The 25,510-nt window shown below is 66.2% G+C and carries 28 protein-coding genes; 12 read left to right on the forward strand and 16 right to left on the reverse strand.

The annotated features are described in order from the left end of the window. Positions 1 to 147: 147 nt before the first annotated feature. The 5 genes from ACLV74_RS14295 to ACLV74_RS14315 all read right to left on the reverse strand — a co-directional run bounded on the left by ACLV74_RS14295 (position 148) and on the right by ACLV74_RS14315 (position 3,800). Positions 148 to 1,032, reverse strand: coding sequence for an alpha/beta hydrolase (locus ACLV74_RS14295; protein WP_411880059.1), 885 nt, complete (start codon positions 1,030 to 1,032; stop codon positions 148 to 150). A gap of 225 nt (positions 1,033 to 1,257) precedes the next feature. After that, the gene (locus ACLV74_RS14300; RefSeq protein ID WP_411880060.1) at positions 1,258 to 1,878 is read right to left on the reverse strand and encodes a TetR/AcrR family transcriptional regulator; all 621 of its coding nucleotides are present in this window, start codon (positions 1,876 to 1,878) and stop codon (positions 1,258 to 1,260) included. Between the two features lie 66 nt (positions 1,879 to 1,944). Continuing rightward, the gene (locus ACLV74_RS14305) at positions 1,945 to 2,337 is read right to left on the reverse strand and encodes a RidA family protein (protein WP_411880061.1); all 393 of its coding nucleotides are present in this window, start codon (positions 2,335 to 2,337) and stop codon (positions 1,945 to 1,947) included. Between the two features lie 94 nt (positions 2,338 to 2,431). Further along, complete coding sequence (locus tag ACLV74_RS14310; protein WP_411880062.1) at positions 2,432 to 2,881, reverse strand: ribonuclease HI family protein; 450 nt, start codon at positions 2,879 to 2,881, stop codon at positions 2,432 to 2,434. After that, positions 2,871 to 3,800: a LysR family transcriptional regulator gene (locus ACLV74_RS14315; protein ID WP_411880063.1), complete on the reverse strand. Its 930-nt coding sequence runs from the start codon at positions 3,798 to 3,800 to the stop codon at positions 2,871 to 2,873. The genes ACLV74_RS14310 and ACLV74_RS14315 overlap by 11 nt, the downstream gene beginning before the upstream one ends. Positions 3,801 to 3,910: 110 nt before the next feature. Here ACLV74_RS14315 and ACLV74_RS14320 point away from each other — a divergent pair, with 110 nt between their 5' ends. Further along, positions 3,911 to 4,756: an NAD(P)H-binding protein gene (locus ACLV74_RS14320; protein WP_411880064.1), complete on the forward strand. Its 846-nt coding sequence runs from the start codon at positions 3,911 to 3,913 to the stop codon at positions 4,754 to 4,756. A gap of 59 nt (positions 4,757 to 4,815) precedes the next feature. Continuing rightward, complete coding sequence (locus ACLV74_RS14325) at positions 4,816 to 6,828, forward strand: acetoacetate--CoA ligase (protein WP_411880065.1); 2,013 nt, start codon at positions 4,816 to 4,818, stop codon at positions 6,826 to 6,828. A gap of 7 nt (positions 6,829 to 6,835) precedes the next feature. Here ACLV74_RS14325 and ACLV74_RS14330 read toward each other — a convergent pair whose 3' ends face one another. From ACLV74_RS14330 to ACLV74_RS14345, 4 genes are read right to left on the reverse strand one after another with little or no spacing between them, the layout of a single operon-like run. Continuing rightward, a complete protein-coding gene (locus ACLV74_RS14330) occupies positions 6,836 to 7,456 on the reverse strand; it encodes an ATP-binding cassette domain-containing protein (protein ID WP_411880066.1) in 621 nt (206 codons plus the stop codon). A gap of 6 nt (positions 7,457 to 7,462) precedes the next feature. Next, complete coding sequence (locus ACLV74_RS14335) at positions 7,463 to 8,209, reverse strand: ABC transporter ATP-binding protein (RefSeq protein ID WP_411880067.1); 747 nt, start codon at positions 8,207 to 8,209, stop codon at positions 7,463 to 7,465. Next, complete coding sequence (locus ACLV74_RS14340) at positions 8,206 to 8,949, reverse strand: ABC transporter ATP-binding protein (protein WP_411880068.1); 744 nt, start codon at positions 8,947 to 8,949, stop codon at positions 8,206 to 8,208. Before ACLV74_RS14340 ends, ACLV74_RS14335 begins: the two co-directional genes overlap by 4 nt. Next, positions 8,946 to 9,968: a branched-chain amino acid ABC transporter permease gene (locus tag ACLV74_RS14345; RefSeq protein WP_411880069.1), complete on the reverse strand. Its 1,023-nt coding sequence runs from the start codon at positions 9,966 to 9,968 to the stop codon at positions 8,946 to 8,948. Before ACLV74_RS14345 ends, ACLV74_RS14340 begins: the two co-directional genes overlap by 4 nt. 181 nt (positions 9,969 to 10,149) lie before the next feature. On the opposite strand from ACLV74_RS14345, the gene ACLV74_RS14350 reads away from it, so the two are divergent. The 7 genes from ACLV74_RS14350 (at position 10,150) to ACLV74_RS14380 (ending at position 17,954) form a co-directional block, all read left to right on the forward strand. Then, the gene (locus tag ACLV74_RS14350) at positions 10,150 to 11,043 is read left to right on the forward strand and encodes a MurR/RpiR family transcriptional regulator (RefSeq protein WP_411880070.1); all 894 of its coding nucleotides are present in this window, start codon (positions 10,150 to 10,152) and stop codon (positions 11,041 to 11,043) included. Next, positions 11,040 to 12,983 (forward strand): bifunctional 5-dehydro-2-deoxygluconokinase/5-dehydro-2-deoxyphosphogluconate aldolase, encoded by a 1,944-nt coding sequence (locus ACLV74_RS14355; RefSeq protein ID WP_411880071.1) that lies wholly within the window; start codon positions 11,040 to 11,042, stop codon positions 12,981 to 12,983. The genes ACLV74_RS14350 and ACLV74_RS14355 overlap by 4 nt, the downstream gene beginning before the upstream one ends. Before the next feature lie 61 nt (positions 12,984 to 13,044). Next, the gene (locus ACLV74_RS14360; protein ID WP_411880072.1) at positions 13,045 to 13,950 is read left to right on the forward strand and encodes an NAD(P)-dependent oxidoreductase; all 906 of its coding nucleotides are present in this window, start codon (positions 13,045 to 13,047) and stop codon (positions 13,948 to 13,950) included. A 31-nt stretch (positions 13,951 to 13,981) separates the two neighbouring features. Continuing rightward, a complete protein-coding gene (locus ACLV74_RS14365; RefSeq protein WP_411880073.1) occupies positions 13,982 to 15,343 on the forward strand; it encodes an ABC transporter substrate-binding protein in 1,362 nt (453 codons plus the stop codon). Between the two features lie 33 nt (positions 15,344 to 15,376). Then, positions 15,377 to 16,306, forward strand: a complete 930-nt coding sequence (locus ACLV74_RS14370) for a branched-chain amino acid ABC transporter permease (protein ID WP_411880074.1) — start codon at positions 15,377 to 15,379, stop codon at positions 16,304 to 16,306. Positions 16,307 to 16,342: 36 nt separating this feature from the next. Further along, positions 16,343 to 17,086 (forward strand): SDR family NAD(P)-dependent oxidoreductase, encoded by a 744-nt coding sequence (locus tag ACLV74_RS14375; RefSeq protein WP_411880075.1) that lies wholly within the window; start codon positions 16,343 to 16,345, stop codon positions 17,084 to 17,086. 58 nt (positions 17,087 to 17,144) lie between these two features. Beyond that, entirely contained in the window at positions 17,145 to 17,954 is an 810-nt protein-coding gene (locus ACLV74_RS14380; RefSeq protein ID WP_411880076.1) for an SDR family NAD(P)-dependent oxidoreductase, read from the forward strand. A gap of 131 nt (positions 17,955 to 18,085) precedes the next feature. Here ACLV74_RS14380 and ACLV74_RS14385 read toward each other — a convergent pair whose 3' ends face one another. The 3 genes from ACLV74_RS14385 to ACLV74_RS14395 form a co-directional block, all read right to left on the reverse strand. Then, positions 18,086 to 19,282 carry a pyridoxal-phosphate-dependent aminotransferase family protein gene (locus tag ACLV74_RS14385; protein ID WP_411880077.1) on the reverse strand — a complete coding sequence of 399 codons (1,197 nt, stop codon included), beginning with the start codon at positions 19,280 to 19,282 and terminating at the stop codon, positions 18,086 to 18,088. Positions 19,283 to 19,291: 9 nt separating this feature from the next. Continuing rightward, positions 19,292 to 20,188: a DMT family transporter gene (locus ACLV74_RS14390; protein ID WP_411880078.1), complete on the reverse strand. Its 897-nt coding sequence runs from the start codon at positions 20,186 to 20,188 to the stop codon at positions 19,292 to 19,294. Positions 20,189 to 20,257: 69 nt separating this feature from the next. Further along, positions 20,258 to 20,701 (reverse strand): flavin reductase family protein, encoded by a 444-nt coding sequence (locus tag ACLV74_RS14395; protein WP_411880079.1) that lies wholly within the window; start codon positions 20,699 to 20,701, stop codon positions 20,258 to 20,260. A gap of 173 nt (positions 20,702 to 20,874) precedes the next feature. Between ACLV74_RS14395 and ACLV74_RS14400 the strand changes: the two genes are divergently transcribed. Then, a complete protein-coding gene (locus ACLV74_RS14400; RefSeq protein WP_411880080.1) occupies positions 20,875 to 21,747 on the forward strand; it encodes a M14 family zinc carboxypeptidase in 873 nt (290 codons plus the stop codon). A gap of 30 nt (positions 21,748 to 21,777) precedes the next feature. Here ACLV74_RS14400 and ACLV74_RS14405 read toward each other — a convergent pair whose 3' ends face one another. Together ACLV74_RS14405 and ACLV74_RS14410 are read right to left on the reverse strand one after the other, a co-directional pair. Next, a complete protein-coding gene (locus ACLV74_RS14405; RefSeq protein ID WP_411880081.1) occupies positions 21,778 to 22,065 on the reverse strand; it encodes a hypothetical protein in 288 nt (95 codons plus the stop codon). Positions 22,066 to 22,158: 93 nt separating this feature from the next. Next, the gene (locus ACLV74_RS14410; protein WP_411880082.1) at positions 22,159 to 22,716 is read right to left on the reverse strand and encodes a flavodoxin family protein; all 558 of its coding nucleotides are present in this window, start codon (positions 22,714 to 22,716) and stop codon (positions 22,159 to 22,161) included. 100 nt (positions 22,717 to 22,816) lie between these two features. Here ACLV74_RS14410 and ACLV74_RS14415 point away from each other — a divergent pair, with 100 nt between their 5' ends. After that, on the forward strand, positions 22,817 to 23,239 hold the full coding sequence (locus ACLV74_RS14415) for a VOC family protein (protein ID WP_411880083.1): 423 nt from the start codon (positions 22,817 to 22,819) through the stop codon (positions 23,237 to 23,239). Here the strand turns inward: ACLV74_RS14415 and ACLV74_RS14420 are convergent. Together ACLV74_RS14420 and ACLV74_RS14425 are read right to left on the reverse strand one after the other, a co-directional pair. Continuing rightward, positions 23,236 to 23,871: a LysE family translocator gene (locus ACLV74_RS14420; RefSeq protein WP_411880084.1), complete on the reverse strand. Its 636-nt coding sequence runs from the start codon at positions 23,869 to 23,871 to the stop codon at positions 23,236 to 23,238. The genes ACLV74_RS14415 and ACLV74_RS14420 overlap by 4 nt on opposite strands. Positions 23,872 to 23,896: 25 nt before the next feature. Then, on the reverse strand, positions 23,897 to 24,415 hold the full coding sequence (locus tag ACLV74_RS14425) for a hypothetical protein (protein ID WP_411880085.1): 519 nt from the start codon (positions 24,413 to 24,415) through the stop codon (positions 23,897 to 23,899). Between the two features lie 138 nt (positions 24,416 to 24,553). Between ACLV74_RS14425 and ACLV74_RS14430 the strand changes: the two genes are divergently transcribed. Further along, complete coding sequence (locus ACLV74_RS14430; RefSeq protein WP_411880086.1) at positions 24,554 to 25,504, forward strand: helix-turn-helix transcriptional regulator; 951 nt, start codon at positions 24,554 to 24,556, stop codon at positions 25,502 to 25,504. The last annotated feature ends 6 nt before the right edge of the window (positions 25,505 to 25,510 follow it).

Consider the following 25,510-nt stretch of genomic DNA (forward strand, 5'->3'; position numbering starts at 1 on the left):
ACGGCTGCGCGGCCGCCATGTTTGTTCCCTCTCCCTCTGGGAGAGGGCCAGGGTGAGGGCCAGCGGCCTCCAGCCACGCAGGGCGGAACACCAACACCGCGAGCCCTCATCCCAGCCTTCTCCCGGAGGGAGAAGGAGCAACCCCGGTCAGGCCAGGAAGGCGGCCACTTCGCGCAGCACCTCGGCGTCCTTGAGGATTTTGCGGTGGCCCAGGCCTTCGGTGGCCAGCAGGCGCGCGCCGGCAATGGTCTCGCTGTAGGCCACGCCGTCGGCAAAGCGGTTGATGCTGTCCTGCCGGTCATGCACCACCAGGGTGGGCAGCGCGATGCGAGGGCCGACCGCTGCGGGCTCGAACTGCGGCATCAGGATGCCTTCGCGCGCCTCGATGCGCCGCTGCATGGCCGCGCGCGTGACTTCGCTGAGGCCGAACACGTGGGCGAACAGCCGCGTGTATTCCAGCGGTGAGGCCGGCGGCGCCAGCAGCACCAGGCGCCCGGCCGCCAGACCGCGGCTGGCCGCGTAGGCCCCGGCATTGGCCGCCAGCGAATGCGCCACCACCGCGCGCAGCGTGTGGCCCTGCTGTTGCAGGCGCGCCGTCACGTACTCCAGCACGCGGGCGAATTGCGGCAGGTTGCTGACCGAGCCGCCGCTGCGGCCATGCGCCGGCATCTCCACCATGACGGGCCTCAAGCCTTGCGCGCTCAATTGATCGGCCAGCGCCAGCATCTGGCCGGCATGGCCGCCCCAGCCGTGCACCAGCAGCACGACAGGGCCGTGCGGCGCGGCGGGGCGCGAATACAGCGTCAGGCTGGCGTCCTCAAACGGCCACTGCTCGATGTGCCAGTCGGGGCTCCAGCTGCGGCGGCGGCTGATCCATTTGGGCGGCAGCGGCGTGCCGAACAACCTGTAGGCCGCGCGCACGGCCAGCGCCGGCCACAGCTGCTGCGAAGCGCCCAGGCCCCAGCGGAAAATGCGCGTCAAAGGGCTTGCGCTGTAGAAGGCCGAGGTGGCCTGCAGGGAAGTGCGTGTCATGGCGCGGCCTCCGCGCGCTCAGTACCAGACCCAGTCTTCGTTGCTGCGCGGCAGGCCGCGCAGCGAAGCCAGGGCCGACATCACGGCGCGGGCGCCGAAAAATACACCTAAGGCAATGATCAGGATCAACATGATTTCCCCATTTCTCCGCACAGTCGTGCGAAATTAGAACTTACCGACATATCCGGAAATGGCGTGGCTGCCCTTTCCGCGCTTGTTTGTCTCTTATTTTTGGGCCGTTGCCTCTGCCTGGTAGCTTTTGAGCAGGCGCTTCCAGGATGCCTGCGCCCGTTCGGCCGCGCGCGTGTCGCGCAGGAAACGGGCATCGTGCAACAAGCCCATGGACAGGGCGTAAATCTCCGCCACCAGCTGCTCGGCGTCGGTGTCGGCCTGCAGGTGGCCGGCCTCCACCGCCTGCAGCACGGTGCGCCGCAACGCGGCGCGCCAGCGGGTCACCTGCCCCAGCAGGGTCTCGCGCAGCTCGCCTTCGCGGTCGTCCAGCTCGAAGGCGCCCGCGGTGTAGATACAGCCCGATTCGATTTCCACGTCGCGCATGCGCACGATCCAGCGCTGCACGATGCTGTCCAGCCGCGGCAGGCCCTTGGGCTGCTGCATGGCGGGCACAAACACGTCGGCCAGGAAACGCCGGCCGTATTCCTCGATCACTGCCTTCTGCAAGGCCTCGCGCGAGCCTATGCGTGAAAACACGCCGCTCTTGGAGATGCCAATGCGGTCGGCCACCGCCTGCAAGGTAATGGCCTCCAGGCCGTCCGCCGCGGCCAGGTCAATGCCCGCGCCAATGATGGCGGTCCGGGTCATTTCGCTTTTCTGGGTCTTGGCGTCCATTTGGCGGATATTAGCACGATTGTGCGAAACGGCAATCCCCCGTTTGCGGCTCGGGTTTTTACGCTCCTAACAGGCGGCGATGCAGTCGATCTCAATGTCAAAGTGGCCCGGCCAGGCGGGCACGCAGACAAAAATACGGGCGGGTGGGTCATTGGGGAAGTAGCGGGCATAAATCGCATTCACCGCCGCGAACTTCTCGACCGAGGTGCAGTAGACATTGCACTTCAACACCTGGCCCAGCGACGAGCCCGCCGTTTCCAGGCAGAGCTTCATCTGCTCCAGGACGAGTTCGGTCTGGCGCTCAAGGGGCGCATCAACCACTTCGCCCGTGGCCGGGTCAAACGGCGGCAGGCCGGAGACATACACCGTATCGCCATGCCGCGTGACGACCGAGGTGGGCGCCTTCCATCGCTCCAGGTAAGTGGAAATGGGTTCGACACGAATAATTCCTTTGGCCATGGCGGTGTTCTGGGTGAGGTGTGGGGGTTCTCCCTTTGTACCCCGCAACAGCATGGCCATGCTTCGCGCTGGAACGAAGCATGCGCGTTCGCCGTTAACGTCGGCGCTTGCCCGCAGGAACCGGGCTTTTGGGCATCAAGCCCACGGCCGCGCGCGCCAGGGCGTCGGCTTCGCGGTTGCGGTGGCGCGGTATCCACACCAGCCGCGCCGATTCGAAAGACCGCAGTTCGGTGCGCACCTCATCGAACAGCGGCGCCAGGCGCAGAAAGGGTTCAACGGCTGTGCCCGCCAGCTGTTCCACCACCACGCTGTTGTCGCAGTGAATCACCAGCGTGGTCGCACCGCGCTGCTTCGCATATTGGAGCGCCGCCATCAGCGCGCGCAGTTCCGCCTCGTTGTTGCAGCCGCGGCCTTCCGCCGGGAGAGACAGTGTGTGCCGCGTGCCGTCAGGTGCCGTGAGCACAGCGCCCAGGCCCATGCGGCCCGGGTTGGGCACGGCGCTGCCGTCGCAGTAAATCATCCACGGCGCGGCATCACCCTGCATCGCGGGCCTCCTGCGCCAGCGAGATCACGAAGTCGAGAAAGGCCCGCGTCTTGGCGGGCGGGTGGTGGCGCGAAGGGTGCAGCGCATAAAGCGGGAAATGCTCATCGGGCCAGTCGGGAAACAGCTCCACCAGTTTGCCGCTCGCCAGCAAGGCCTCCGAGCCCAGCGTCATGATCTGCGCGATGCCGTAGCCCGCAAGGCACGCGCTCAGCAGCGTCCCCGCGTCGTTGACGGTCAGGCGCGCACCCGGCCATATCTCTATCTTCTTGCGCTTGCGGTGGAACTCCCAGCTAAAGGGCTTGCCGGTTTCGGGATTGCGGAAGTCGATGCAGACATGCGAGGAGCCGCGGTCCAGTTCCTGCGGCGTCAGCGGGCGGCCGTGCTTCTTGAGGTAGGCGGGGCTGGCCACGGTCGCCATGCGCGAATCCAGCAGGCGGCGGTAGACCAGGCTGGAGGACGCGGGGTTGCCGAAGCGCACCGCCAGGTCAAAACCATCCGCCACCATGTCCCCGAGCTGGTCCCTGGTCACGAGGTCCAGCTGCAGTTCGGGGTAGCGCGCCATGAAGGAGCCTAGCCGCGGCCCCAGCACCAGCCGCGAGAAGAAAGGGTCCACATTGACGCGCAGCCGGCCGCGCACCGCCGTCGCGCCGCCGGCCGCCGTGGCCGCGGCTTCCTCCAGGCCCGCCATCAGCGGCATGACCTGCTCGTAAAAGCGGCGACCCTCGTCGGTCAGCGAGATGGCGCGTGTGGTCCGGTCGAACAGGCGTATGCCCAGCCGCGCCTCCAGGCGCGCCACGGCGCGGCTCACGCCGGGCTGCGACATCTCCAGCTGCTCGCCCGCGGCGGCGAAGGTGCCGGCGTCAACGATGGCGGCAAACACCCCCATGCCGTTGAGCATGCGTTCGTCAAATCCGTTCATACATGCCTGTCTGTCATGAATCAAATGCCATTCATGTTATCGCCAAATGAATGTGCTGCGCCCAGAATTCACTCCATCGCGGCGTTTGCCGCAGCAACCAAGGAATGGACATGTATGTGATCACGGGAATTACCGGCAAGGTTGGCGGCGTTGTCGCGCGGACTTTGCTGGCGGCAGGCAAGCCGGTGCGGGCCGTCGTGCGCGACCCGGCCAAGGGCCAGGCTTGGGCCGGCCAGGGCTGCGAGGTGGCGCTCGCCGACATGAATGACGAGGCGGCGCTCACGCGGGCTTTCACCGGCGCCGAGGCGGTGTTTGTGCTGCTGCCGCCGCACTTTGACCCTTCGCCCGGCTTCACCGAAACGCGCCGCATCGTCGCCGCGCTGCACGGCGCCCTGGCGGCCGCGCGCCCGGCGCGCGTGGTGTGCATCTCGACGGTGGGCGCGCAGGCGAAGCAGCCCAACTTGTTAAGCCAGCTGGGCCTGCTTGAACAGGGTCTGGGCGACCTGGCTTTGCCGGTCACCTTTTTGCGCCCGGCCTGGTTTATGGAAAACGCCGCCTGGGACGTGGCGCCCGCCCGCGAAGGCGGCGTCATCTCCAGCTTCCTGCAGCCGCTGGACCGCGCGATTCCCATGGTCGCCACCGCCGACGTGGGCCGCACGGCGGCCGGGCTTTTGCAGGAGTCCTGGCAAGGCCACCGCGTGGTTGAACTTGAAGGGCCGAGCCGCTATTCACCGAACGACATCGCCGCCAGCCTGGCCCGCCTGCTGCGTACCAGTGTGCGTGCCGAAGCCGTGCCGCGCGAGACCTGGCAGGCCGGCTTCAGCGCGCAAGGCATGAAGAACCCGGAGCCGCGCATGCGCATGCTCGACGGCTTCAACGAAGGCTGGCTGTCGTTCGAGCACACGCCACGCAGGGGCACTGTGGAACTCGACGCCGTGTTGCAGTCCCTGGTGTAAGAAGCTCAGCAGGGGAATCCCCGACGCGTGCGCGAGCAGGCGCGGGGTAAGCTTGTTGCATGACCCCTGTTCCGCAGATACGCCATTACCAGAACTGGCTCAAGGCCACACGCGGCCTTTCTTTCGACAGCTACGAGGCCTTGTGGCGCTGGTCGGTGACCGATCTCGATGCATTCTGGCAAAGCATCTGGGACTACTTTGAGATCGAGTCGCCCAGCGCGCACAGCGCCGTGCTGGGCCGGCGCAGCATGCCGGGGGCCGAATGGTTTCCCGGCGCGCAGGGCAACTACGCGCAGCAGGTGTTCCGCCACGCGGATACGGCCGGAGCAGCCGGTGTGCCCGCGCTTGTCAGCCATGGTGAAGCCAGCCTGGCCAATGGCGAAGCGCCGCGTGAACTGGGCTGGGCCGAGATGCGCCGCCAGGCGGCCTCGCTGGCCCTGCACCTCAAGGCGCAGGGCGTGCAGCCCGGCGACCGCGTGGCCGCCTACCTGCCCAACACGCCAGAGACCATGGTCGCCTTCCTCGCGACGGCCAGCCTGGGCGCGGTTTGGAGCGTCTGCGCGCCCGACATAGGCACGCCCGCGGTGCTGGACCGCTTTCGCCAGATCGCGCCCAAGGTGCTGATCGCCTGCAACGGCGTGCACTACGGCGGGCGCGACATGCCCCGCCACGAAGCCGTGGCTGAACTGCTTGCGGCCTTGCCCAGCGTCACGCATGTGATCATTCATGAGATTCTTCCGGGAACTGATTTACCGGCCGGCCGCGCGCGCCTTGCGGATGCCGTCGCGCGCGACGACGCGCAGACCTCGGCTTTCGAGCCGCTCTGGCTGCCCTTCGAGCATCCGCTGTGGATCGTCTATTCGAGCGGCACCACGGGATTGCCCAAACCCATCGTCCACGGCCACGGCGGCGTCGCGCTGGTGGGGCAGGCGCTGCTGCGCCTGCACAACGACCTTGCGCCCAGCCATGCCGACCCCAAAAATCCCGAACGCTTTCACTGGTACAGCTCCACCGGCTGGATCATGTGGAACGTGCAGGCCGCCAGCCTGCTCAACGGCACGACCTGCTGCATCTACGACGGCAATCCGGCCGGCACCAACAAGGACAGGCCCGACTGGACCACGCTGTGGCGTTTTGTCGCGAGCACGCGCGCGACTTTCTTCGGCGCCGGCGCCGCCTTTTTTGCCAACTGCATGAAGGCCGGCGTTGACGTCGCGCAATGCGGAGACTTGAGCCGGCTACGGACTTTAGGCACGACAGGGTCGCCGCTCAGCGAGGACACACAGCGATGGGGTACAGCGCAGTTCGCCAAAATCGGCAACCCTGATCTCTGGTGGTGCAACATCTCCGGGGGAACGGACTTTGCGGGCGCATTTATTGGCGGCAACCGCGAACTGCCGGTGGTCCCCGGCGAAATGCAATGCCGCATCCTGGGCTGCGCCGTCGAAGCCTGGAGCGACAAGGGCGAGTCCGTCATCGATGAAGTCGGTGAACTGGTCTGCACGCAGCCGCTGCCGTCCATGCCGCTTTACTTCGTCGGCGACACCGGCAACCAGCGTTACCTTGCGAGCTACTTCGACACCTACCCCGGCGTCTGGCGGCATGGCGACTGGCTCAAGGTCACGCCCTCGGGCAGCTGCATCATCTACGGCCGCAGCGACGCCACCATCAACCGCCACGGCCTGCGCATGGGCACCAGCGAGCTTTACAGCGCCATCGAGGCGCTGCCCGAAGTGCTGGACTCCCTGGTGGTGGACCTCGAATACCTGGGCCGCGAAAGTTATATGCCGCTTTTTGTTGTGCTGCGTCCCGGCCACACGCTGGACGAGGCGATGAAGGCGCGGCTGAACCAGGCGGTCAAGACAGCCTTGTCACCGCGCTTCGTGCCCAACGAGATTTTTGTCGTGCCCGAAATCCCGCGCACGCTCTCGGGCAAGAAGCAGGAACTGCCGATCAAAAAGCTGCTGCTGGGCCAGCCGATCGAGAAGGTGGTGAACCGCGACGCGATGGCCAACCCGGCCTGCCTGGACTGGTACCTGGCCTTCGCGCAAAAGCGCCTGGCGCAGGCCTAGCCCGGCATCAGCGCGCCGGCGCAAGCGCTCCCAGGTAAGTGCGCACCCTCTCGTCCTGCGCCAGCGTGTCGAAATCGGGCGCCTCGCTGATCGCGCCCTTTTGCACAAAGATGAAGCGCTCGCAGCACTGCCGCAGGATGTCGACGTGGTAAGGCTCGTTCGGGTGCAGGCACAAAAACACCAGTTTGCCGTTGGCCTTGAGCCTGGCGAAGAAGTCCAGCATGAAGCCGATGTAGCCGTCCTGGGTGTTGAACTGCGGCTCGTCGAACAGATGCACCAGCGGCGAATCGCTTTGCGCATGCGCCAGCATGAAGTCGGGCTTGGTCTTCTGGAAGGACCGCACCTGGTAGGACTGGTGGTAGTGGATGGCCAGCCGGTCGCGCTCCTTCGTGCGCACCTGGTGGATGTCCTGGCCGTTGACCAGCACGCGGCCCGCGCTCGGCAGGTTGCTGCCGGTGATCAGCTCGAACAGCGTGGTCTTGCCCGAGCCGTTGGGGCCCATGACGCCGACCACGCAGGGCTTGTGCACCTCGAAGTCGGCGTTCAGCGAAAAGGTCGTGGTCTTGCGGATGAGGCCGCGCTGGTATTGCTTGGCGACGTTCTCGACGCGCAAAAGTGGATGGCTCATGCTGGCTCAAACTCCCAAAAGTTGCCGGCACAGCACGGCGTCGTTGCGCAATTGAGCCGCGGGGCCCTCGTGGACGATCACGCCCTGATTCATCACATAGGCCCGGTCGGCCACCTGCAGCGCGCTTTGCACGTTCTGTTCGACCACCAGCACCGCGATGCCTTCGGCCTTGAGCCGGCTGATGGTTTTCATCACATCCTGCACCACCTTGGGCGCCAGGCCCTGGCTGGGTTCGTCGAACAGCACCAGCCCGGGCGAGCCCAGTAGCGCGCGCGAGATCGCGACCATCTGCATCTCGCCGCCCGAGAGGTTTTCGCATTCGCGGTGCATCAGGTATTCGAGCGCGCTGAAGATTTCAAAACACTCTTTCTCGTGCCAGGACCGGAAGCGCGTGGCCTTGCGAGCGATCGCCAGGTTGCGCGCCACCGTCAGCGTCGGGAAGATGCGGCGGTCGTCGGGCACCCAGCCCATGCCGGCCTTGGCGATCTCGTGCGTGGGCATGCGCGTGATGTCGCGCGCGTCAAACGCGATGCTTCCCTTGCGCGGCGGCGTCAGGCCCAGGATGGAGCGCAGCAGCGTGGTCTTGCCCGCGCCGTTGGGCCCCAGCAGCGCCACCACTTCGCCGGCGCCGACTTTGAGCGAGACGTCGAACAGCACCTGCGTCTCGCCGTAAAAAGTGTCTATGCGCTCCACGGCCAGCATGTCCGCCGGCTCCGAAACGGTCTGGATGACGGACTTGGGGACCGCGCTCATGCCAGCGCTCCCAGGTTGGAGCGGCGCACCCATTCGTTTTGCCGCAGCTGCTCGGGCGTGCCCTGGCTGATGACCTGGCCCCAGTGGATGACGGATATCTGGTCGGCGAGTTTGAAAAGGAAGTTCATGTCGTGTTCGATGATCACAATGGTGAGCTGGCGCTTGAGTTCCTTGACCAGCTCCATCAGGCGCGCCGTGCCTTCGGCGCCCAGGCCGGCGGTGGGTTCGTCCAGGAAGAGCATGCGCGGCTCGGCCGCCAGCGCCACGCCGATTTCCAGCGCGCGGCGCTCGCCGTAGGACAGGCTGCTGGCCGGCGTGCGTTCCTTGCCCTTGAGGCCCACGCGTTCCAGGATGGCGGCGGCCAGTTGCTGCGCCGTGCTGTCGGCGCCCAGGTCGCGCCAGGGATTGAAGCCTTGCTTGCGCACATGCGGCGTGGCCACCAGCACGTTGTCCAGCGCGGTGTAGCTGTCGAACAGGTTCATGATCTGGAAGGAACGTGACACGCCCTTGCGCGCGATCTCGCGCGGCGACAGGCCCGTGATGTCTTCGCCGGCAAAGGTCACGCGGCCGCGGTCGGGCTTGTAGCGGCCCGTCAGCACGTTGAAGCAGGTGGTTTTGCCCGCGCCGTTGGGGCCCATGATGCCGTTGAGTTGCCCTTCCTCGAAGCTGAGCGTGATGTCTTGCAGCACCACCTGGGCGCCGAAACGTTTGGAAAGGCCGCTGGCCTCAAAAAGCTTCACAGCGCACCTCCCGCCGCGGGGGCTGCCTTGTTGTTGGCCAGCGCATTGCGCCGCGGCCTGGCCTTCCAGGCCTGCCATGCGCCGGCGATGCCCTCGGGCTTGAACAGCACCATGGCCATGAAGATCAGGCCGTACCAGAGAAGCCAGGTCTCGGTGTAAGCGCCCAGCAGGTCGCGCGCCAGGATAAAGAAGGTCGCGCCTATGACGGGGCCCCAGAAGCTCACGAGGCCGCCGCCTATCAGCACCATCATCACGACAAAGCCCGAGTTGTGCAGGCTCATGACGTTGGGGTAGGCCGACTGCTGCGCCATGGCGAACAGCGCGCCGGCCAGGCCGGCGACGGCGGTGGAGATCGTGAAGGCCAGCCATTTGTAGAGCCACACGTTGTAGCCGACGAAGGCCGCGCGCATTTCGTTCTGCTTGATGGCGCTGAAGATGCGGCCCAGCGGCGAATGGATCAGCCGCCACAGGCCCAGCAGCACCAGCGCGAACAGCGCCAGGCAAAAGAAGAAGAGGGCGTTGTTGCCCGACAGGTTGAAGGACACAAAACCGAAATCGGCCGGCAGGCGCTTGATGTTGAGCAGCCCGTCCTCGCCGCCGGTGACGGTGTGCCACTTGTTGGCGACGAACCAGAACACCTGGCCGAAGGCAATGGTGAGCAGCGCGTAATAAATGCCGCGCCGGTGCGAGATGAACAGCGCGACGAGGCCGCCCAGCACGGCCGTGACCAGCACCGCGCCGGCCAGGTCGAACCACAGGTTGGGCCAGACCTTGAGCTGCAGCAGGCCGAAGGCATAAGCGCCGACGCCGAAAAACGCGCCGTGCCCGAAGGAGGGCAGGCCGGTGAAACCCAGCAGCAGGTTGTAGCCCATCGCGAACAGCACCCAGATCATGATTTCCAGGGCCAGGTATTGGTACAACCCCACGCGGCCCACCCACAGCGGCGTGGACAGCAGCACCAGCAGGGTGGCGAGCATCGGTAAAGGGAGCAGCGGCGCGCGGCCGGAAGCGAGTTGCATGGGGTCCTTGTCTCTTCGGTTTTTCTGGTGAAGGAATGAAGCTTGAAAAATAGGCGCTGAAAAAAAGGGCTGGACAGAACAGAATATACGTTCTATTATTTAAACAAGCAAGAACATTTATTCTAATTTGACGCGATGCAAGCCGGCCCGGCCCATCGCATTCCCGAGGCGGCAACGACATATGGACTCTGCAACGACTTACGAAGAACTCAAGGCGCTGATTGGCCGGACTTACCCGGACATGTCCAAGCAGCTGCAGCGCATCGCGCGTTTCGCGCTCGAGCAGCCCAACGACCTGGCGCTGGGCACGGTGGCGACGGTGGCCGAAGCCACCGAGGTGCAGCCTTCGGCCATGATCCGCTTCGCCAACGCGCTGGGCTACGGCGGCTTTTCCGAAATGCAGCAGGTGTTTCGCGGCCATTTGCTGGAGCGTTCCGACAGCTACCGCGAACGCATAGACCAGATGCGCCGCAAGCAGCTCAACGGCGAGCGCGCGCCGGCCGGCATCCTGCACCAGCTGGTCGGTGAGTCGGTGGCCGAACTCGGCCACCTCGAAGAAACCATTGCCCAGGCCGACCTGAAGGCCGCCGTCAAGCTCATGGCCTCGGCCGCGCGCATCCATGTGCTGGCCCAGCGCCGCGCCTTCCCGGTGGCCGGCTACCTGGCGTATGCCCTGAGCCAGCTCGAGCTGCGCACCCACTTGCTCGACGGCACCGGCGGCATGCTGCGCGAAAGCCTGCGCTCCATCGCGCCCGGCGACGTGCTGATCGCCGCAAGCTTTCGCAACTACTCGCCCGACGTCATAGAGGCCGCCGCCATCGCCGCCAGGATGGGCGCCTCGGTGATCGCCATCACCGACGGCCCGCTGTCGCCGCTCAAGGCGCACGCCAAGGTCTGCCTGGAGCTGGCCGACGATTCGTCCAAGCCCTTCCGCTCGCTGGTCGCGCCGCTGTGCCTGGCGCAGGCGCTGGTGGTCAGCACCGGCCACCAGCTGGCCGAGCAAAGCCCGGCCAAAGCCAAAGGCAAGCCGGCGGCCAAGGCCGCCGCCAAGACCGCGCGCAAGGGGACCGCATGAGCCGCCCGCTGGACCTGATCTGCATGGGCCGCGCCGCTGTCGACCTGTACGGCGAGCAAATCGGCGGCCGCCTCGAAGACATGCAGAGCTTCAGCAAATACCTGGGCGGCTCGCCGGCCAACACCGCCGTGGGCGTGGCGCGCCTGGGCCTCAAGCCCGCCATGCTGACGCGCGTGGGCGACGAGCACAACGGCCGCTTTGTGCGCGAAACCCTGGCGGCTGAAGGCGTGGACGTGAGCCACGTCGCCACCGACCCCAAGCGCCTCACGGCGCTGGTGTTCCTCGGCATCCAGGACCGCGACACCTTTCCGCTGATCTTCTACCGCGACAACTGCGCCGACATGGCCATCAGCCCGGACGACTTTGACGCGGCCTTCATCGCCTCGTCCAAAGCCTTGCTGATCTCGGGCACCCACCTGTCGCAGCCGCTCACCTATGAAAGCTGCACCCGCGCGATGGCGCTTGCCAAAGCCGCCGGCACGCGCGTGGTGCTGGACATCGACTACCGCCCCGTGCTCTGGGGCCTGACCAGCCCCGGCATGGGCGAGCAGCGCTTCGTGCCCTCGGGCGAGGTCAGCGCGCACCTGCAGACCATCATCGGCCAGTGCGACCTGGTGGTCGGCACCGAGGAAGAAATCCACATCGCCGGCGGCAGCACCGACACGCTGGCCGCCCTGCGCCGCCTGCGCGAGCTGACGGCCGGCACGCTGGTCGTCAAGCGCGGGCCCATGGGCTGCGTGGTGTTCGACGGCACGATTCCCGATTCGCTCGAAAAAGGTTTGCAAGGCCCGGGCTTTCCGGTCGACGTCTACAACGTGCTGGGCGCCGGCGATGCCTTCATGTCGGGCTTTCTGCGCGGCTGGATTCCGGGCGAACCGCTCACGCGTTGCTGTGCTTATGCGAACGCGTGCGGTGCCTTGGTCGTTTCGCGCCACGGTTGCGCGCCCGCCATGGCCAGCTGGGAAGAGCTGCAGTTTTTCCTGGCGCACGGCTCGGCCACGCGCCGCCTGCGCGAAGACGCGCAGCTCGAACACCTGCACCGCGCCAGCACACGCACGCGCCGCTGGGAAGAGCTGGTCATCCTGGCCTTCGACCACCGCATGCAGCTTGAGGAAATGGCCGCGCGCCACGGCGTGGGCAACGACCGCATCCCGCCGTTCAAGGCCCTGATCGCCGAGGGCGCGCGCCGCGGCGCCGCCCAGCGCGCCGGTGTGGGCGTGATCGTCGACGGCCGCTTCGGTGAAGACGTGTTCCCCTCGGTCACCGGCAAGGGCTGGTGGGTCGCGCGGCCGGTCGAGCTGCCGGGTTCGCGCCCGCTGCAGTTCGAAGCCGGCGCTGGCCTGGGCGCGGCGATGCGGACCTGGCCCGGCGAGCATGTCGCCAAATGCCTGGTGTATTACCACCCGCACGAGAAGCCGGCCCTGCGCGAAGCCCAGCTGGCAAAGCTGGCCGACCTGCAGCGCGCCGCGGTGGACAGCTTCCACGAATTCCTCATCGAGGTGATTCCGCCCAAGGACATGCCGGCCGACGAAGACACCGTGCCGCTGGCCATCGAACAGATTTACCAGGCCGGCATCTTCCCCGACTGGTGGAAGCTGCCGCCCGCCGCCAGCGCCGCCGCTTGGGAAAAGACCGCCACGGTGATCCACCAGCACGACGCCCATTGCCGCGGTGTGCTGGTACTGGGCCTGGAAGCCAGCGAGGAAAAGCTAGCCCAGAGCTTTCGCATCGCGGCGCCGCACGCCATCTGCCGCGGCTTCGCGGTGGGGCGCTCGATTTTTGCCGATGCCGCGAACGGCTGGTTCTCCGGCGCCATGGACGATGCGGCGGTCGTGAAGGACATTGCCGAGCGCTATGCGCGGCTGATCGTGCTGTGGGACCAGGCGCGCGCGGGCCAACCGGTGGGCGCCGCGGCCGGTGCAGCTGAGGCCGTGAACTGAGCGCCGGCATCCCTGACCAATCAATCAAACAAGCAACAACGAGAAAGAGGACGGAGACACCATGAGCACCCCCAAAATCGGATTTATCGGCATCGGCATGATGGGCCACGGCATGGCCAAAAATCTGCTGGCCAAAGGCTTGGGCCTGACCTTCAAGGTCAACCGCAACCGCGACAACCTGGCCGACCTGATCGCCGCCGGCGCGAAGGAAGCCAAAACCAACGCCGAATGCGCGCAGGCCAGCGACATCGTGTTCATCTGCGTCACGGGTTCGCCCCAGGTCGAGGAGATCGTCTACGGCAAGGACGGCCTGCTCGAAGGCGGCCGTAAAGGCCTGATCGTGGTCGACACCTCCACCGCCGAGCCGGCCTCCAGCACCCGCATCCGCAAGGACCTCGCGGCCAAGGGCATCAAGCTGGTCGACGCGCCGCTGGCTCGCACGCCCAAGGAGGCCGAGGAGGGCCGGCTCAACACCATGGTGGGCGCCGAGCTTGAGGACTTCAAGACGCTGGAGCCGGTGCTCAGGGCATTTTGCGAAAACATTTTCCACGTCGGCCCGCCCGGCCACGGCCATGTGCTCAAGCTGGTCAACAACATGATGGCCATGAGCTTCGCGGCCTCGATTGCGGAGGCCTTCGCGGTCGCGGCCAAAAGCGGGCTGGACCTGAATCGCCTGTACGACGTGATCTCGGCCGGCGGCGTGAACTGCGGCATCTTCCAGATGATGGCGACCAGGACGCTCAAGGAGGGCGACGTCACCGGCTTCAAGTTCGGCATCGCCAATGCGCAGAAAGACCTGCGCTACTACACCCACCTGGCCGAGATGCTGCCCGTCACCAGCTTCATGGGCGAGGCCACGCACCAGAGCCTGATCCAGGCCAGCAACGCCGGCTTCGGCGACAAGCTGATCGCCTCCCTTTTCGAAGCGCAAGAAAAACTCAACGACGTCAAGATCGTTCCCCGTTAAGCCCATCCCTCAACAAGCAGGAGACAAAACCATGAGCGACATCAACAACAACGACACCAGCGACAGCAGCCCTGAAACCACGCCCGACAGCAAGGCAACCTCGCGCCGCGCGCTGCTCAAGCATTCCAGCCTGGCGCTGGTGGGCGCGGGCCTGTACGGCGCGGCGCCCTTCATGGGCCCGTGGAAGCACAACCACGCCTGGGCGCAGACCGGCCAGAAAAAACCGCTGACCATAGGCCTGACCATGGACGCCTCGGGCCTGTACGCGGCTTCGGGTGCCGAAGAGCGCCTGGGCGCCATGATGGCCATCAAGGAATTCAACGACAAGGGCGGCGTGCTGGGCCGGCGCATCGAGGCCATCCACATCGACACCGAGACCACGCCGGCCACCGGCTCGCGCGTGGCCGAGCGCATGATCACGCGCAACGAGGCGGCTTTCCTGATTGGCGCTGTGCACTCGGGCGTGTCCAATGCCATCTCGCAGGTCGCGCAGAAATACGGCACGGTGTTTTTCAACACCAACTCCAGCAGCCCGACCGAAGCCGGCAAGGACTGCCACCGCACCAAGTTCGTCTGGGACGGCAACGGCACCAACTTCTCGAATGCCATCGTCAAGAACGCCATCAAGGCCAGCGGCCGCAACTGGGTGCTGCTGACCAACGACTATGTGTGGGGCCACACGACGTCCAAGGCGACGCGCGCCATCGTCGAAGCCAACGGCGGCAAGATCGTCGAAGAACTGCTGGTGCCGCAGAACACCCGCGACTTCTCGTCCTACCTGCTCAAGCTGCAGCAGCTCAAGCCCAATGTGGTGGCCACGGCCGTGGGCGGCGACGACATCAAGGCGCTGCGCCAGCAGGTGGTGCAGCTCAAGATGAACCAGACCATGGCCTGGATCAACAACCAGCAGGATTGGCCCGACGTCTACGGCCTGGGCCCCGAGGCCATCTTCGGCGTATTCGGCACCACCTGGTACTGGCGCCTGAACCTGCCGGGCGTGAAGGAGTTCGTCGCGGCCTACCAGAAGCAGTTCCCGGGCATGGCCATCCGCGTGCCGGGCAATGTGTACCACAACGGCTACATGGCCACGCGCGAACTTCTGCGCTGCGTGGAAGAGGCCGGTACCACCAACAACATCGCGGTCATCAAGAAACTTGAAGGCCGCAAGATGAGCGCGGCCGACCGCCTGCAGCACTATGACGCCTGGATGGACCCGGTCACGCACCAGTGCCAGCAGACGATTTACATGGCCAGCTACAACGACCAGCCCTCCGAGAAGGACGACATCTTCAAGATCCTCACGCAGGCAGACCCCAAGGACGTGATGGACAAGGATTCCGCAGGCGCCTGCAAGCTCGAAAGCTACGAAGCGACGCCCAGCTACGAAGCCTGAACGCCCAGCCGCCAACCTTCTTTCAAGACCGACATGGATTTCCTGCTTCAGCTCATTCCGCACCTCGTCAACGGCGTCTCGCTGGGCCTGCTGTTCGCGCTCATCGCGCTGGGCTTCATGCTGATCGTGGGCGTGATGGAAACCATCAACCTCGCGCACGGCTCGCTGTTCGCGCTGGGCATGTACTTCGCGCTGTTTTTGATCGCGCCACAGCTGGGCATGTTCCCTGGCCTGCAGGCCTGGTACATGACCTTGCCGCTGGGAACGCGCTATGGGGTGGCGCTGATTTTCGCGCCCATTTTTGTCGGCATCTTCGGCATGCTGCTGGAGCTGTGCATGCGCCGCACTTATGGCCGCGACCCGCTGTACGGCTTGCTGCTGACTTTCGGCGCCGCGCTGGTGATCGAGGAAGGCATACGCCTCGTGTGGGGCTCATCGGAAAAGCAGATCATGCTGCCAGAGGCGATTTCCGGCGCTTTCCTGATGGGTGACCTGGTCTATTCGAAGTACCGCTTTTTTGCCAGCGGCTTCGCCATCCTGATGATCGTGCTGCTCTGGGTGTTTTTGCAGAAAACGCCCTACGGCGCCATCATCAAGGCCGGCGCGCACGACAGCGAAATGGTGCGCGCGCTGGGCATCAACCTGTCGCGCCTGCGCCTCTTTGTGTTCGGCCTGGGCGTGGCGCTGGCGGCGATTGCCGGCGTGGTCATGGCGCCCATCTGGGGCATACGCCCGCATGTGGGCGTGGACGCGGTAGTGCCGGCCTTCCTGATCATCGTGCTGGGCGGCGTGGGTTCGCTGTGGGGTGCGGTGATTGCCGGGCTGATGGTGGGTATGGTCGTGGGGCTCACGGGCTCTTACGCGTCTGAGTGGTCGCTGATGTCCATGTATTTGTTGTTCATTGCCGTCGTGACGTTCCGCTCGCGTGGCCTCTTCGGCAAAAAGAGCGTCCTCGACGCTTGAGTCCCTTCATCACTGTTTACCGCAGAAAGTATTTGAATGAAACCGCTACAAGATAGAGTCGCGCTGGTTACCGGCGCGGCGGGCACCATGGGCCTGGCCGTCGTCAAGGCCTTGCTCGAAGACGGCTGCAAGGTGGCGATGGTGGATGTGAGCCATGAGCGCAACCGCGCGCTGGCCGGGGAGCTGGGGCCGCGCGCCTTTCCCTTCTCGTTTGACATCAGCGACCCTGCCGCCGTGCGTGAGGGCCATGCGCTCATCGTCAATGCCGTGGGGCCGGTCGACATCCTGGTCAACAACGCCGGCATCCTCTCCAACAACAAGGTCGAAGCCACCGAGGCCGGCGAGTGGCGGCGCGTGCTGGGGGCCAACCTGGACGGCGCGTTCTACCTCGCGCAGCAGGTGGTGCCGGCGATGAAGGCGCGGCGCTTCGGCCGCATCATCAACACCAGCTCGCTGGCGGCCAAGACCGGCGGGCTGACGGCGGGCACGGCCTATTCGGTGTCCAAGGGCGCGATGAGTTCGCTGACCTTTTCGCTGGCGCGCGAACTCGCGCCCTTCGGCGTCACGGCCAACGCCGTCGCGCCGGCGTATGTGAAGACGCCCATGATCACCGAACAGCTCAATGAGGAGCAGCGCCAGAAGCTGCTCAAGGACATTCCGGTCGGCCGCTTTTGCGAGCCCGAGGAGTTCGCCCACGTGGTGCGCTTCCTGGCCTCGCCGTTGTCTGGTTTCATCACGGGCGAGATCATCGACCTCAACGGCGGCCTGCTGATGGACTGAGGGAACAAGGGAAAGCCCTTTCGCCGCCTGGCCGTTTTGCACCCACAATTTCGCATCCATGAGCATCACACCCCGGATTGATTTCAGCACCGCGCTGACAGGCCTGTTCGACCTGCGCGGCAAAACCGCTTATGTGCCCGGCGGTTACGGCGGCATCGGCGAGGCGATTGCCTGGGGCCTGGCGATGGCCGGCGCGCGCGTGGCGGTCTCGGGCCGCGACGAGGCCAAGGCGCTGGCCGTGGCTTCGGCCCTGCAGGCGGCGGGCCACGAGGCCATGGGCCTGGCCATGGACGCGCACTCGGTGCCGCAGATGCAGGCTTCGGTCGATGCCGTGGCCGCGCAGTGGGGCGGGCTGGACATCCTGGTCAACTGCGTCGGCATGCAGCGCGAGCAGGCCTTGCTCGACGTCACCGAAGAAGCCTTTGATGAAGTGCTGCAGGTCAACCTCAAGGCCGCGATGTTTCTCGCGCAGGCGGCGGCCAAAAAACAGCTAGCAGGCGGAATGGGCGGCGCGCAGGTGCACCTGCTGTCGGTGCGCGCGCAGCTGGGCTTGCGCGGCCGTGGTTATTCGGCCTACAGCAGCAGCAAGGGCGGCCTGGTCATGTTGATACGCCAGCATGCGAGCGAACTGGCGCCGCACGGCATCACCGTCAACGGCATCGCGCCCACGGTGGTGCAGACCGAGATGGCGCGCCACTGGCTGGAAAACCCCGAAACACGCAAACAGGTGCTGGAGCGCATTCCGCTGGGCCGCGTGGCCGACCCCCAGGACGTGGCCGGTGCGGCGGTGTTTTTCGCAGCGCCCGCGTCGCGCTTTGTCACCGGGCAGGTGCTGTACCTCGATGGCGGGATCACCGCCTCGCAGTAGCGCCACTCAAAAACCCCTCCTGGCGTTGTTGCGCCGCCTTGCCGTGCCTTCAGCACTGTCTGCGGCGGCGCGCCTAGCCAGGACCGCTTCGCTGGGGTTTGTGAGCGGCTTTGGAGAACTTGATCCGGTACTCAGCGTTGGCCCGCCGCCAGCGCCGCGACGGCGTGTTGTACACCGCCGCTGCCGATGGGAATGCCTTGAACCCGCATGGCCGCTTCCACGCCGGCCAGGCAGCCCAGGATCATGGCCGGGTTCATGTCTCCCAGGTGGCCGATGCGAAAGGTGCGTCCCGCCAGCGGGCCCAGGCCGCCCGCAATCGCGACCTGGAACTGCTCGCGCGCGACCGAACGCAAGGCCTCGGGGTCAATGCCGGCGGCAACAGACACCGTGGTGACGGAGACCGAGCGCGCCGCCGGCTCGCGCACAAAAAGTGAGAGGGCACCGCCTTCGCTCCAGGCCTCGACTGCGGCATGCACCGCGCCCGCGATCAGCCGGTGGCGGGCGATGACCTCTTCAACACCCTCGTGGAAAATCAGCCCCAGCGCGGCCTGCAGGCCGTAGAGCAGGCTTTGCGGCGGCGTGCCGCAGAACTTGCGGTAACTGAGCGGGCTTTGCCGCCGTGCCCAGTCCCAGTAAAAGCGCGGAGCCGGATTGGCCGCGGCCACCTTCATCGCGCGGGCGTCCGCGGCGACAAAGGCCAGGCCGGGCGGCACCATCAGGCCTTTTTGCGAGGCGCCCAGCACCACGTTGGCGCCCAGCGCGTCCATGCCAAAGGGCGCCGCGCCCAGCGACGCGACCACGTCCACCACCAGCAGGGCCGGGTGGGCCGCGGCATCCAGCGCCTGCCGTACCAGGCCCGGGTCGCTGGTCATGCCGCTGGCGGTGTCGGTGTGCACGACAAATACCGCGACGATGGCGTGCGACGTGTCGGCGCGCAGTGCGGCTTCAATCGCCGGCACGTCGATCGGGTAGCCCTCGCGCCACGGTGTGCGCAGCACTTGCGCGCCCATGGCTTCGGCCTGCACGGCCCAGGATTCAGAGAAGTGCCCGGTCCCGGCGATCAGCACCTGTTGCCCGGGCGCCAGCAGGTTGGCGATCACGGCCTCCCAGGCGCCGTGGCCGTTGCAGGCGTACAGGAAGACGTCGGCCGTGGCGGTTTGCAGCAGCGCCTTGAGCCCGGTTTCGCAGGCCTGGATCACGCCGTCAAGCCGCGGGTCGGCCAAGTCCATGGGCTGGCGCCGCATCGCATCCATGACCTCGTCGGGCACCCGCGTGGGCCCGGGTGAGTGGAGGAACCGGTGGCCGGGGATGCGTTTGTGGGGCGTCATGCTGAAAAATTATGCACCTGCCGGCTTGCGGTTGACCAGCACGATGCCGACGGCCACCGTGGCCAGCGCCACCAGCAGGCCGGTGGTCACGCTTTCCTTGAGCCACAGCGCGCCGAACAGCAGCGCGAACAGCGGCGTGAAAAACACAAACACCGAAATCTTGGTGACCGGGTAGCGCCCCAGCATCCACATCCAGGCCAGATAGCTGGCGAAAGCGCCTATGACGGTTTGCAGCGCGAGCGAGGTGACGGCAAAGGGACTGAAGTGCCAGGACCATTGCTCGCCCAGGTAGAGCGACAGGAAGGGGAACACCGCGGCGCTGACGGCCAGCTGGTAGAACAGCAATTTTTCGGGGGAGATGCTGGTGAGTTTGGTGGCGCGTATCACCACCGTGGTCAGGCCCCACAGCATGCCGGCGGCCAGCGCCAGCAGGTCGCCGTGCGCGGTCGAGGCGTGGTCGCCGGTGAAGCCTTCGCGCAGCGCGAACACCACGGCGGCAAACGCGCACAGCAGGCCCACCCATTGCAGGCCGCGCAGCCGTTCGGACTTGACCCACACCGGCACCAGCAGCGCGACCCAGAAAGGCGAGGTGTACAAAAACACCGTGAGGCGCGAGGCGCTGGTGTACTGCAGGCCCACATAAATGCAGGCGAACTCCGCGCCGAAGAGGGCGCCCGCCAGCAGGCCGGCTTTCAGCGAGCCGTCGCGGCGAAACAGCGGAATCTTGCGCCACAGGCACCAGAGCCACAGCAGCGCCGTGGCGCCGACCAGGCGCAGCGAAGCCTGGAACATGGGCGGGATTTCGCTGATGGTGGCCTTGATCAACACCTGCTGCAGGCCCCAGAACAGGCAACAGCCCAGCAGCAGGGACATGGCGAGGGTGTCGAGATGGGTTTTGCGTGTCATCGGTGAAGGATCTGGAAACTGACTCGGGACGTGGACGCCGCGGTGCCGGGGACCGGCGCTTTGCGTTATTTACAGCGGATGTTCGGTATAGAACTTGCCGCCGTGGAACAGCAGCGGCGAGGCGCCCGCGCGGTGGCTGCAGCGCTCGACTTCACCGACGAAGATCACGTGGTCGCCTTCCTCGTAGCGGCTGCGGTTGAAGCATTCGAAGTGGGCGGCCGCGCCGTCCAGCAGCGGTGCGCCGCTGGCGCCCTCGGTGTGGGCCACGCCGTCCCAGCGATCCGCGCGCCCGCTGGCGAACTGTTCGGCCAGCGCCTTCTGGTCGGCCGCGAGGATGTTGATCGCGTAATGCGAACCGGTGCTCAGTGCAGCCATGGAGCCGGCCGCCTGCGCCAGGCTCCAGAGCACCAGCGGCGGCTGCAGCGATACCGAGTTGAAGGAATTGGCGGTCAGGCCCACCAGCACGCCGGCCGGCGTGCGCGCGGTGACGATGGTGACACCGGTGGCGAACATCGCCAGCGACGCCCGGAATTCCCGCTGCGAAAAGGCGGGACTGCTCGCTTTGCGAGGGTTGGCGGGGGTCGGCATAGAAGGGTAATTTAACTGATGTGGTGCTGGCCCACTCGCGGCAGGGTCTGGCGGCCGTGCCGTGAAAGGCTCCGGCAGCGGCGGTTAAACTGGCAGGCATGCCTTTCCGCCGTTTTGCCTTCAGCCTGGTCGCTACTTATTTAATAGCGTCCGGCGCCCAAGCTGCTTCGCCTTGTGCCGAGTTTTCAGCCAAACTGCCGAACGTCAAGCGCGAACTGTGCGACGCGGCGCAGCTGCAGTCTTCGGGCGCGCGCTCGGTCAACGGGCAGGCGCTCTGGGTGCGCGACATCAAGCCGGAAAACGCCACCTTGCGCGTGCTGGTGCTGGGCGCCATCCACGGCGACGAGCTGTCTTCCGGCGCGGTGGCCCTGCACTGGATCAAGCTGGCCGCGCAACCGCCGCAGGACCCACCCCAGGTGATCCACTGGCGCTTTGTGCCGGTGCTCAATCCCGATGGCGTGCTGTCCCGGCCGCCGCGGCGCGTCAACGCGCACGGCGTGGACCTGAACCGCAACTTCCCGACGCCCAACTGGGACCGCGACGCCAAAATCTACTGGGAAAAACGCACCGGCAAGGACCCGCGCCGCTGGCCCGGCCCCAAGCCCTTGTCAGAGCCCGAATCGCGCTTTCTGCACGAGCAGATGCAAAGCTTCAAGCCCCAGCTCATCGTCAGCATCCACGCGCCTTACGGCGTGCTTGACTTCGACGGGCCGTCGGTGCCGCCGTCCCGCCTGGGACGGCTGTACCTGGACCAGGTCGGCATCTTCCCGGGCTCATTGGGCAACTACGGCGGCATCCACAAAGGCGTGCCGGTTGTGACCATAGAGCTGCCCAACTCCATGCGCACGCCGCTGGACGCCGAGATGCGCCAGATGTGGCTGGACCTGCTGCGCTGGACCAGTGAACGCATTGTTGCGCCAGGCAACGTGAGCGCCGGCACGGCCACGGAGACGCCGCACCGCGCGCCCTGAGCAGGGCCGGGCAGCGCCTCCCGAAGCCCGTCAGAGCTTTTTGTAGGCGCGATCCATTTCCACGCTTTTGCTGGTGTCTTTGATGCCGCGCTTTACGTCGCGGCCGGCCTGCTCGACGACCGGATTGGGTTTGGCATTCGTCATGTCCACGGCCTGGTCGCGCTCGTGCGGCAATTCCAGGCTGGCTTCCACCGAGTCGTCTTTGGGCGTATCCGCTTCCCCGGGGCGTGAGCGCTGCTCGCGCGGCTCTTTGGCGGGCATGCCTTTGCTCGACGCCGCTTGTTTGTCACTGTTCAGGGGAGTGTTCTTGGGGTTCATGCCAAGACTTTGCGCGCTCCCACGCGCCGGCCCTGTCAGCCCGGCAAATCAGGACCTGTAGGAGAAGGCCACCTCAAGCGCCAAGCAAGGCTTTCAAGCGGTCAGAAAGCCCGCGGCCTGCGCCACAGCCGCCGTGTCGGCCTTGACCGCATCGGGCGGCCCGCCTTTGCCCCACAACTCGCCGCCGTAGTTCATGGCCATGAACTGCGCGCACAGCCGGATCGAATCGACCATGGGCTGGGCTTTGGCGCGGTCGCCGCTGGTGGTGATCAGCCACAACGTCTTTTTGGCCATCTCGTCCTTGAAGGGCAGGCCGGGCACGCGCATCCAGGCGCTCCAGTGATCCAGGTAAATCTTGAGCGGTGCGGGGATGCTGTACCAGTAGACCGGGGCGACGAACACGATGTCAGTTGCGGCCATGGTCGCGTCCAGCAGGGTTTTCATGTCGCCTTCGGGCATGGGGTACTGGCCCGTGGTGTGGCGCTGGTCCACGAACAGCGGCATCTGCATGCGCGACAAATGCCGCCAGGCCTGGGGCGTGCCGGCCGGCAACCCGGCGGCGGCCTGCTGCGCGAGCCATTCGGTGTTGCCCAGCGCGCCGGGTTCGCGCGTGGAGGTGGTCAGGAAAAGGAAGCGGGGCTGGGTCGTCATGGCGGCCATGGTAGCGGCAGGCGCGGTACTCTGCTTGCGGCGGGGTTGGGGCCCGCGTGCCAGAATGAATTTACCCACAAGCGTTTAGGGGCGCTTTCCCATGATCCATATCCGTGACATCGACCACATCGTCCTGCGCATCACAGACCTGCAAACCATGCTGCGCTTTTACCAGGAGGTGCTGGGCTGCACCATCGAGCGCCGGCAGGACGAGATCGGCCTGGTGCAATTGCGCGCCGGGCGCTCGCTGGTCGACCTGGTGCCGGTGGACGGCAAGCTGGGGCTGGCCGGCGGCGCGGCGCCCGGCAAGGAAGGCCGCAACGTCGACCATGTCTGCTTTCGTGTGGAGCCTTTTGATGCGGATGCCATCCATCGCCACCTGGCGGCCCATGGCGTTGACGCGGGCAAGGTGGAGTCGCGCTACGGCGCTGAAGGCGAGGGACCTTCGATCTACCTCAACGACCCGGAAGGCAACACGGTGGAGTTGAAGGGTCCGGCCTGGCCCGAAGGCCGCCGGCCCTAAAACTGCCGCCAGCCCTGCCAGGCCGTGAAGGCAGCGCACGCGATCAGCACCGCACCCACGGTTCGCGCCATCATCACGCTGGTGCCCGGCCGGTCCGCCAGCCACTGGCGCGCGCCGGAGGCGGCCAGGGCCAGGGAACCGTAGATGCCGGTCTGGGTGAGGGCGATGATGAGGCCCAGCGCCACCGCCTGTATCCACAGCGAGCCGTGTTCGAGGCGCAGGAACTGCGGAAAAATCGCCAACATGAAGAGGTAGGCCTTGGGGTTGAGCAGGCAGGTCAGCGCCGCCTGGCGGAAGGTGCGCCACGGTGACTGCGCTTGCACATCCGGCAAGCCACCGAACACGGAGGTGCTGTGCATGAGCGACCAGCCTATCCAGGCGATGTAAAGGCTCCCGGCCACCAGCATCACGTTGACCATGCCGGGGACGAGCTGCAGCAGAATCCCCAATCCCAGGGCCCCGGCCACGACGTGGCAAACCCCGCCGGCCACGATGCCGCCGACCGCAAACAGGCCGGCGCGGCGCCCGCCGGTCAGCGAACTGGCCATGACAAACGCCATGTCCATGCCGGGCAGGATGATGATGCCCGCCACCATCAGGAAGAAAAGCCAGAGGTGGGCAAACTGGTCCATGGCGGCTTCGCGGCGTTATGCGGCGTTATGCCGCGGAGTAGGCCGGGCGGGTCAGCTCCATCACCCAGTTGGTTTCCCAGTGCCGGCCGCCGTCCTCTGAAAACGCCTGCTCCCAGCGAGCGCTGCGCGGCGTGATGCCCGACCAGGTGAAACGCACGCGCACCGGCCGGCCCTCGTGCATGTCGTTGCCTTCGAAACGGCCTATGCCGTCCGCGAACGCGCCGATCACGGGCGGCTGCATCAGGCCGTCGCTATGGCTGACCCAATAAATGCTCCAGAGCCGGGTCTGCGGGCTGAAAAAGCGCAGCGCCATGCCTATGCACCGGTTGCCGTCGGCGACCAGGTCGTTCATGTTCCCCAGCCCGTCCAGCAGCAGCGCGCCGTCCTGCACGGCCTCGAAACGCTCCCAGTCGGTGCAGCCGGCCAGCCGTTTTTTGAGACGCTTGTTGCCCACCAGCCAGCGGCCGGTGATGAAATTGAAGTCGTGGCGCCCGTCGCTGAGTTGGGCGGTGTCCGCAGGGTGGCTCAGGGTGGTGGTGCTCATGGTCTTGAAAAGCGCTTTTGGCGCCTGGAATGAATGCCCGGGGATCCCCCGTAAATTGGTCCGGCTGGGCCGGTGAAAAATGAGTCTAGAAATGTAATAGGGCTATTTCGGCCCTGATTAACGGCTAGACTTTTCGCCATGTATTCACCGACCACCCGCGTACTGACCGTGCTGGAGTTGCTGCAGTCCCACGGGCGCATGAGCGGCGCCGAACTGGCGCGCCGGCTGGAGGTGGACGGGCGCACTTTGCGCCGCTACATCGCCAAGCTGGAGGACTTGGGCATCCCGGTGGTGGCCGAGCGCGGCCGCTATGGCTACTACAGCCTGATCGCCGGCTTCAAGCTGCCGCCCATGATGTTCACCGACGACGAGGCGCTGGCGCTGTCCATAGGCCTGCTGGCCGCGCGCAGCCTGGGTCTGGCCGAGGCCGCGCCCGCCGCGCAGAGCGCGCAGGCCAAGCTCGAACGCGTGATGCCGCACAACCTGAAAAACCGCATACGCGGCCTGGGCGAGACGGTGACGCTGGACCTGCGCCCGGCGGACGCGCCCGGCGACAACACCGCCTTGCTGGCCCTGAGCGCCGCCGCGCACGGCTGGCAGCGCGTGCACATGGCCTACCAGTCGGCCGAGGGTGAGGTCACGGAGCGTGACTTCGACGCCTACGGCCTCGTGTTCCGGCGCGGCCGCTGGTATGCGGCGGGCTGGTGCCACCTGCGCGGGGCGCTGCGCTCATTCCGGCTGGACCGGGTGCGTGAGGTGAAGGCGCTCAACGTGGTGTTCACGCCGCCGGCTGATTTCGACGCCGTGCAGCACCTGGCGCTGGGGCTGGCCACCATGCCGCGCAGCAACACCGTACGGCTGTTGTTGCACACGGACCTGCAGACCGCGCAAATGGAATTGCCCGACAGCGTCGGCGTGTTCCAGCCCAGCGAGGAAGGTGTGCTGCTGCACAGCCAGACGGACCACCTGGGCTGGTTCGCGCGCCAGCTGATGCGCCTGTCTTTTTCCTTCGACATCCAGGAGCCTGCCGAGCTGCGCGTGGCCTTGCGCGAGCATGCCGAGCGCACCCTGGCGCACCATGCCGCCTGAGCTTTC

This window comes from Polaromonas sp. YR568, from assembly GCF_943369415.1.
In the GTDB taxonomy this organism is placed as follows: domain Bacteria; phylum Pseudomonadota; class Gammaproteobacteria; order Burkholderiales; family Burkholderiaceae_C; genus Polaromonas.

Excerpts from the sequence above, each read along its gene's own strand:
- ACLV74_RS14335 (WP_411880067.1), bottom strand. The coding sequence starts at position 8,209 with ATGAGCGCGGTCCCCAAGTCCGTCATCCAGACCGTTTCGGAGCCGGCG.
- ACLV74_RS14385 (WP_411880077.1), bottom strand. The coding sequence starts at position 19,282 with ATGACGCCCCACAAACGCATCCCCGGCCACCGGTTCCTCCACTCACCC.
- ACLV74_RS14345 (WP_411880069.1), bottom strand. The coding sequence starts at position 9,968 with ATGCAACTCGCTTCCGGCCGCGCGCCGCTGCTCCCTTTACCGATGCTC.
- ACLV74_RS14405 (WP_411880081.1), bottom strand. The coding sequence starts at position 22,065 with ATGAACCCCAAGAACACTCCCCTGAACAGTGACAAACAAGCGGCGTCG.
- ACLV74_RS14295 (WP_411880059.1), bottom strand. The coding sequence starts at position 1,032 with ATGACACGCACTTCCCTGCAGGCCACCTCGGCCTTCTACAGCGCAAGC.
- ACLV74_RS14370 (WP_411880074.1), top strand. The coding sequence starts at position 15,377 with ATGGATTTCCTGCTTCAGCTCATTCCGCACCTCGTCAACGGCGTCTCG.
- ACLV74_RS14310 (WP_411880062.1), bottom strand. The coding sequence starts at position 2,881 with ATGCAGGGTGATGCCGCGCCGTGGATGATTTACTGCGACGGCAGCGCC.
- ACLV74_RS14400 (WP_411880080.1), top strand. The coding sequence starts at position 20,875 with ATGCCTTTCCGCCGTTTTGCCTTCAGCCTGGTCGCTACTTATTTAATA.
- ACLV74_RS14355 (WP_411880071.1), top strand. The coding sequence starts at position 11,040 with ATGAGCCGCCCGCTGGACCTGATCTGCATGGGCCGCGCCGCTGTCGAC.
- ACLV74_RS14415 (WP_411880083.1), top strand. The coding sequence starts at position 22,817 with ATGATCCATATCCGTGACATCGACCACATCGTCCTGCGCATCACAGAC.
- ACLV74_RS14315 (WP_411880063.1), bottom strand. The coding sequence starts at position 3,800 with ATGAACGGATTTGACGAACGCATGCTCAACGGCATGGGGGTGTTTGCC.
- ACLV74_RS14420 (WP_411880084.1), bottom strand. The coding sequence starts at position 23,871 with ATGGACCAGTTTGCCCACCTCTGGCTTTTCTTCCTGATGGTGGCGGGC.
- ACLV74_RS14380 (WP_411880076.1), top strand. The coding sequence starts at position 17,145 with ATGAGCATCACACCCCGGATTGATTTCAGCACCGCGCTGACAGGCCTG.
- ACLV74_RS14330 (WP_411880066.1), bottom strand. The coding sequence starts at position 7,456 with ATGAGCCATCCACTTTTGCGCGTCGAGAACGTCGCCAAGCAATACCAG.
- ACLV74_RS14410 (WP_411880082.1), bottom strand. The coding sequence starts at position 22,716 with ATGACGACCCAGCCCCGCTTCCTTTTCCTGACCACCTCCACGCGCGAA.
- ACLV74_RS14390 (WP_411880078.1), bottom strand. The coding sequence starts at position 20,188 with ATGACACGCAAAACCCATCTCGACACCCTCGCCATGTCCCTGCTGCTG.
- ACLV74_RS14365 (WP_411880073.1), top strand. The coding sequence starts at position 13,982 with ATGAGCGACATCAACAACAACGACACCAGCGACAGCAGCCCTGAAACC.
- ACLV74_RS14375 (WP_411880075.1), top strand. The coding sequence starts at position 16,343 with ATGAAACCGCTACAAGATAGAGTCGCGCTGGTTACCGGCGCGGCGGGC.
- ACLV74_RS14360 (WP_411880072.1), top strand. The coding sequence starts at position 13,045 with ATGAGCACCCCCAAAATCGGATTTATCGGCATCGGCATGATGGGCCAC.
- ACLV74_RS14430 (WP_411880086.1), top strand. The coding sequence starts at position 24,554 with ATGTATTCACCGACCACCCGCGTACTGACCGTGCTGGAGTTGCTGCAG.
- ACLV74_RS14300 (WP_411880060.1), bottom strand. The coding sequence starts at position 1,878 with ATGGACGCCAAGACCCAGAAAAGCGAAATGACCCGGACCGCCATCATT.
- ACLV74_RS14305 (WP_411880061.1), bottom strand. The coding sequence starts at position 2,337 with ATGGCCAAAGGAATTATTCGTGTCGAACCCATTTCCACTTACCTGGAG.
- ACLV74_RS14350 (WP_411880070.1), top strand. The coding sequence starts at position 10,150 with ATGGACTCTGCAACGACTTACGAAGAACTCAAGGCGCTGATTGGCCGG.
- ACLV74_RS14395 (WP_411880079.1), bottom strand. The coding sequence starts at position 20,701 with ATGTTCGCCACCGGTGTCACCATCGTCACCGCGCGCACGCCGGCCGGC.
- ACLV74_RS14325 (WP_411880065.1), top strand. The coding sequence starts at position 4,816 with ATGACCCCTGTTCCGCAGATACGCCATTACCAGAACTGGCTCAAGGCC.
- ACLV74_RS14425 (WP_411880085.1), bottom strand. The coding sequence starts at position 24,415 with ATGAGCACCACCACCCTGAGCCACCCTGCGGACACCGCCCAACTCAGC.
- ACLV74_RS14320 (WP_411880064.1), top strand. The coding sequence starts at position 3,911 with ATGTATGTGATCACGGGAATTACCGGCAAGGTTGGCGGCGTTGTCGCG.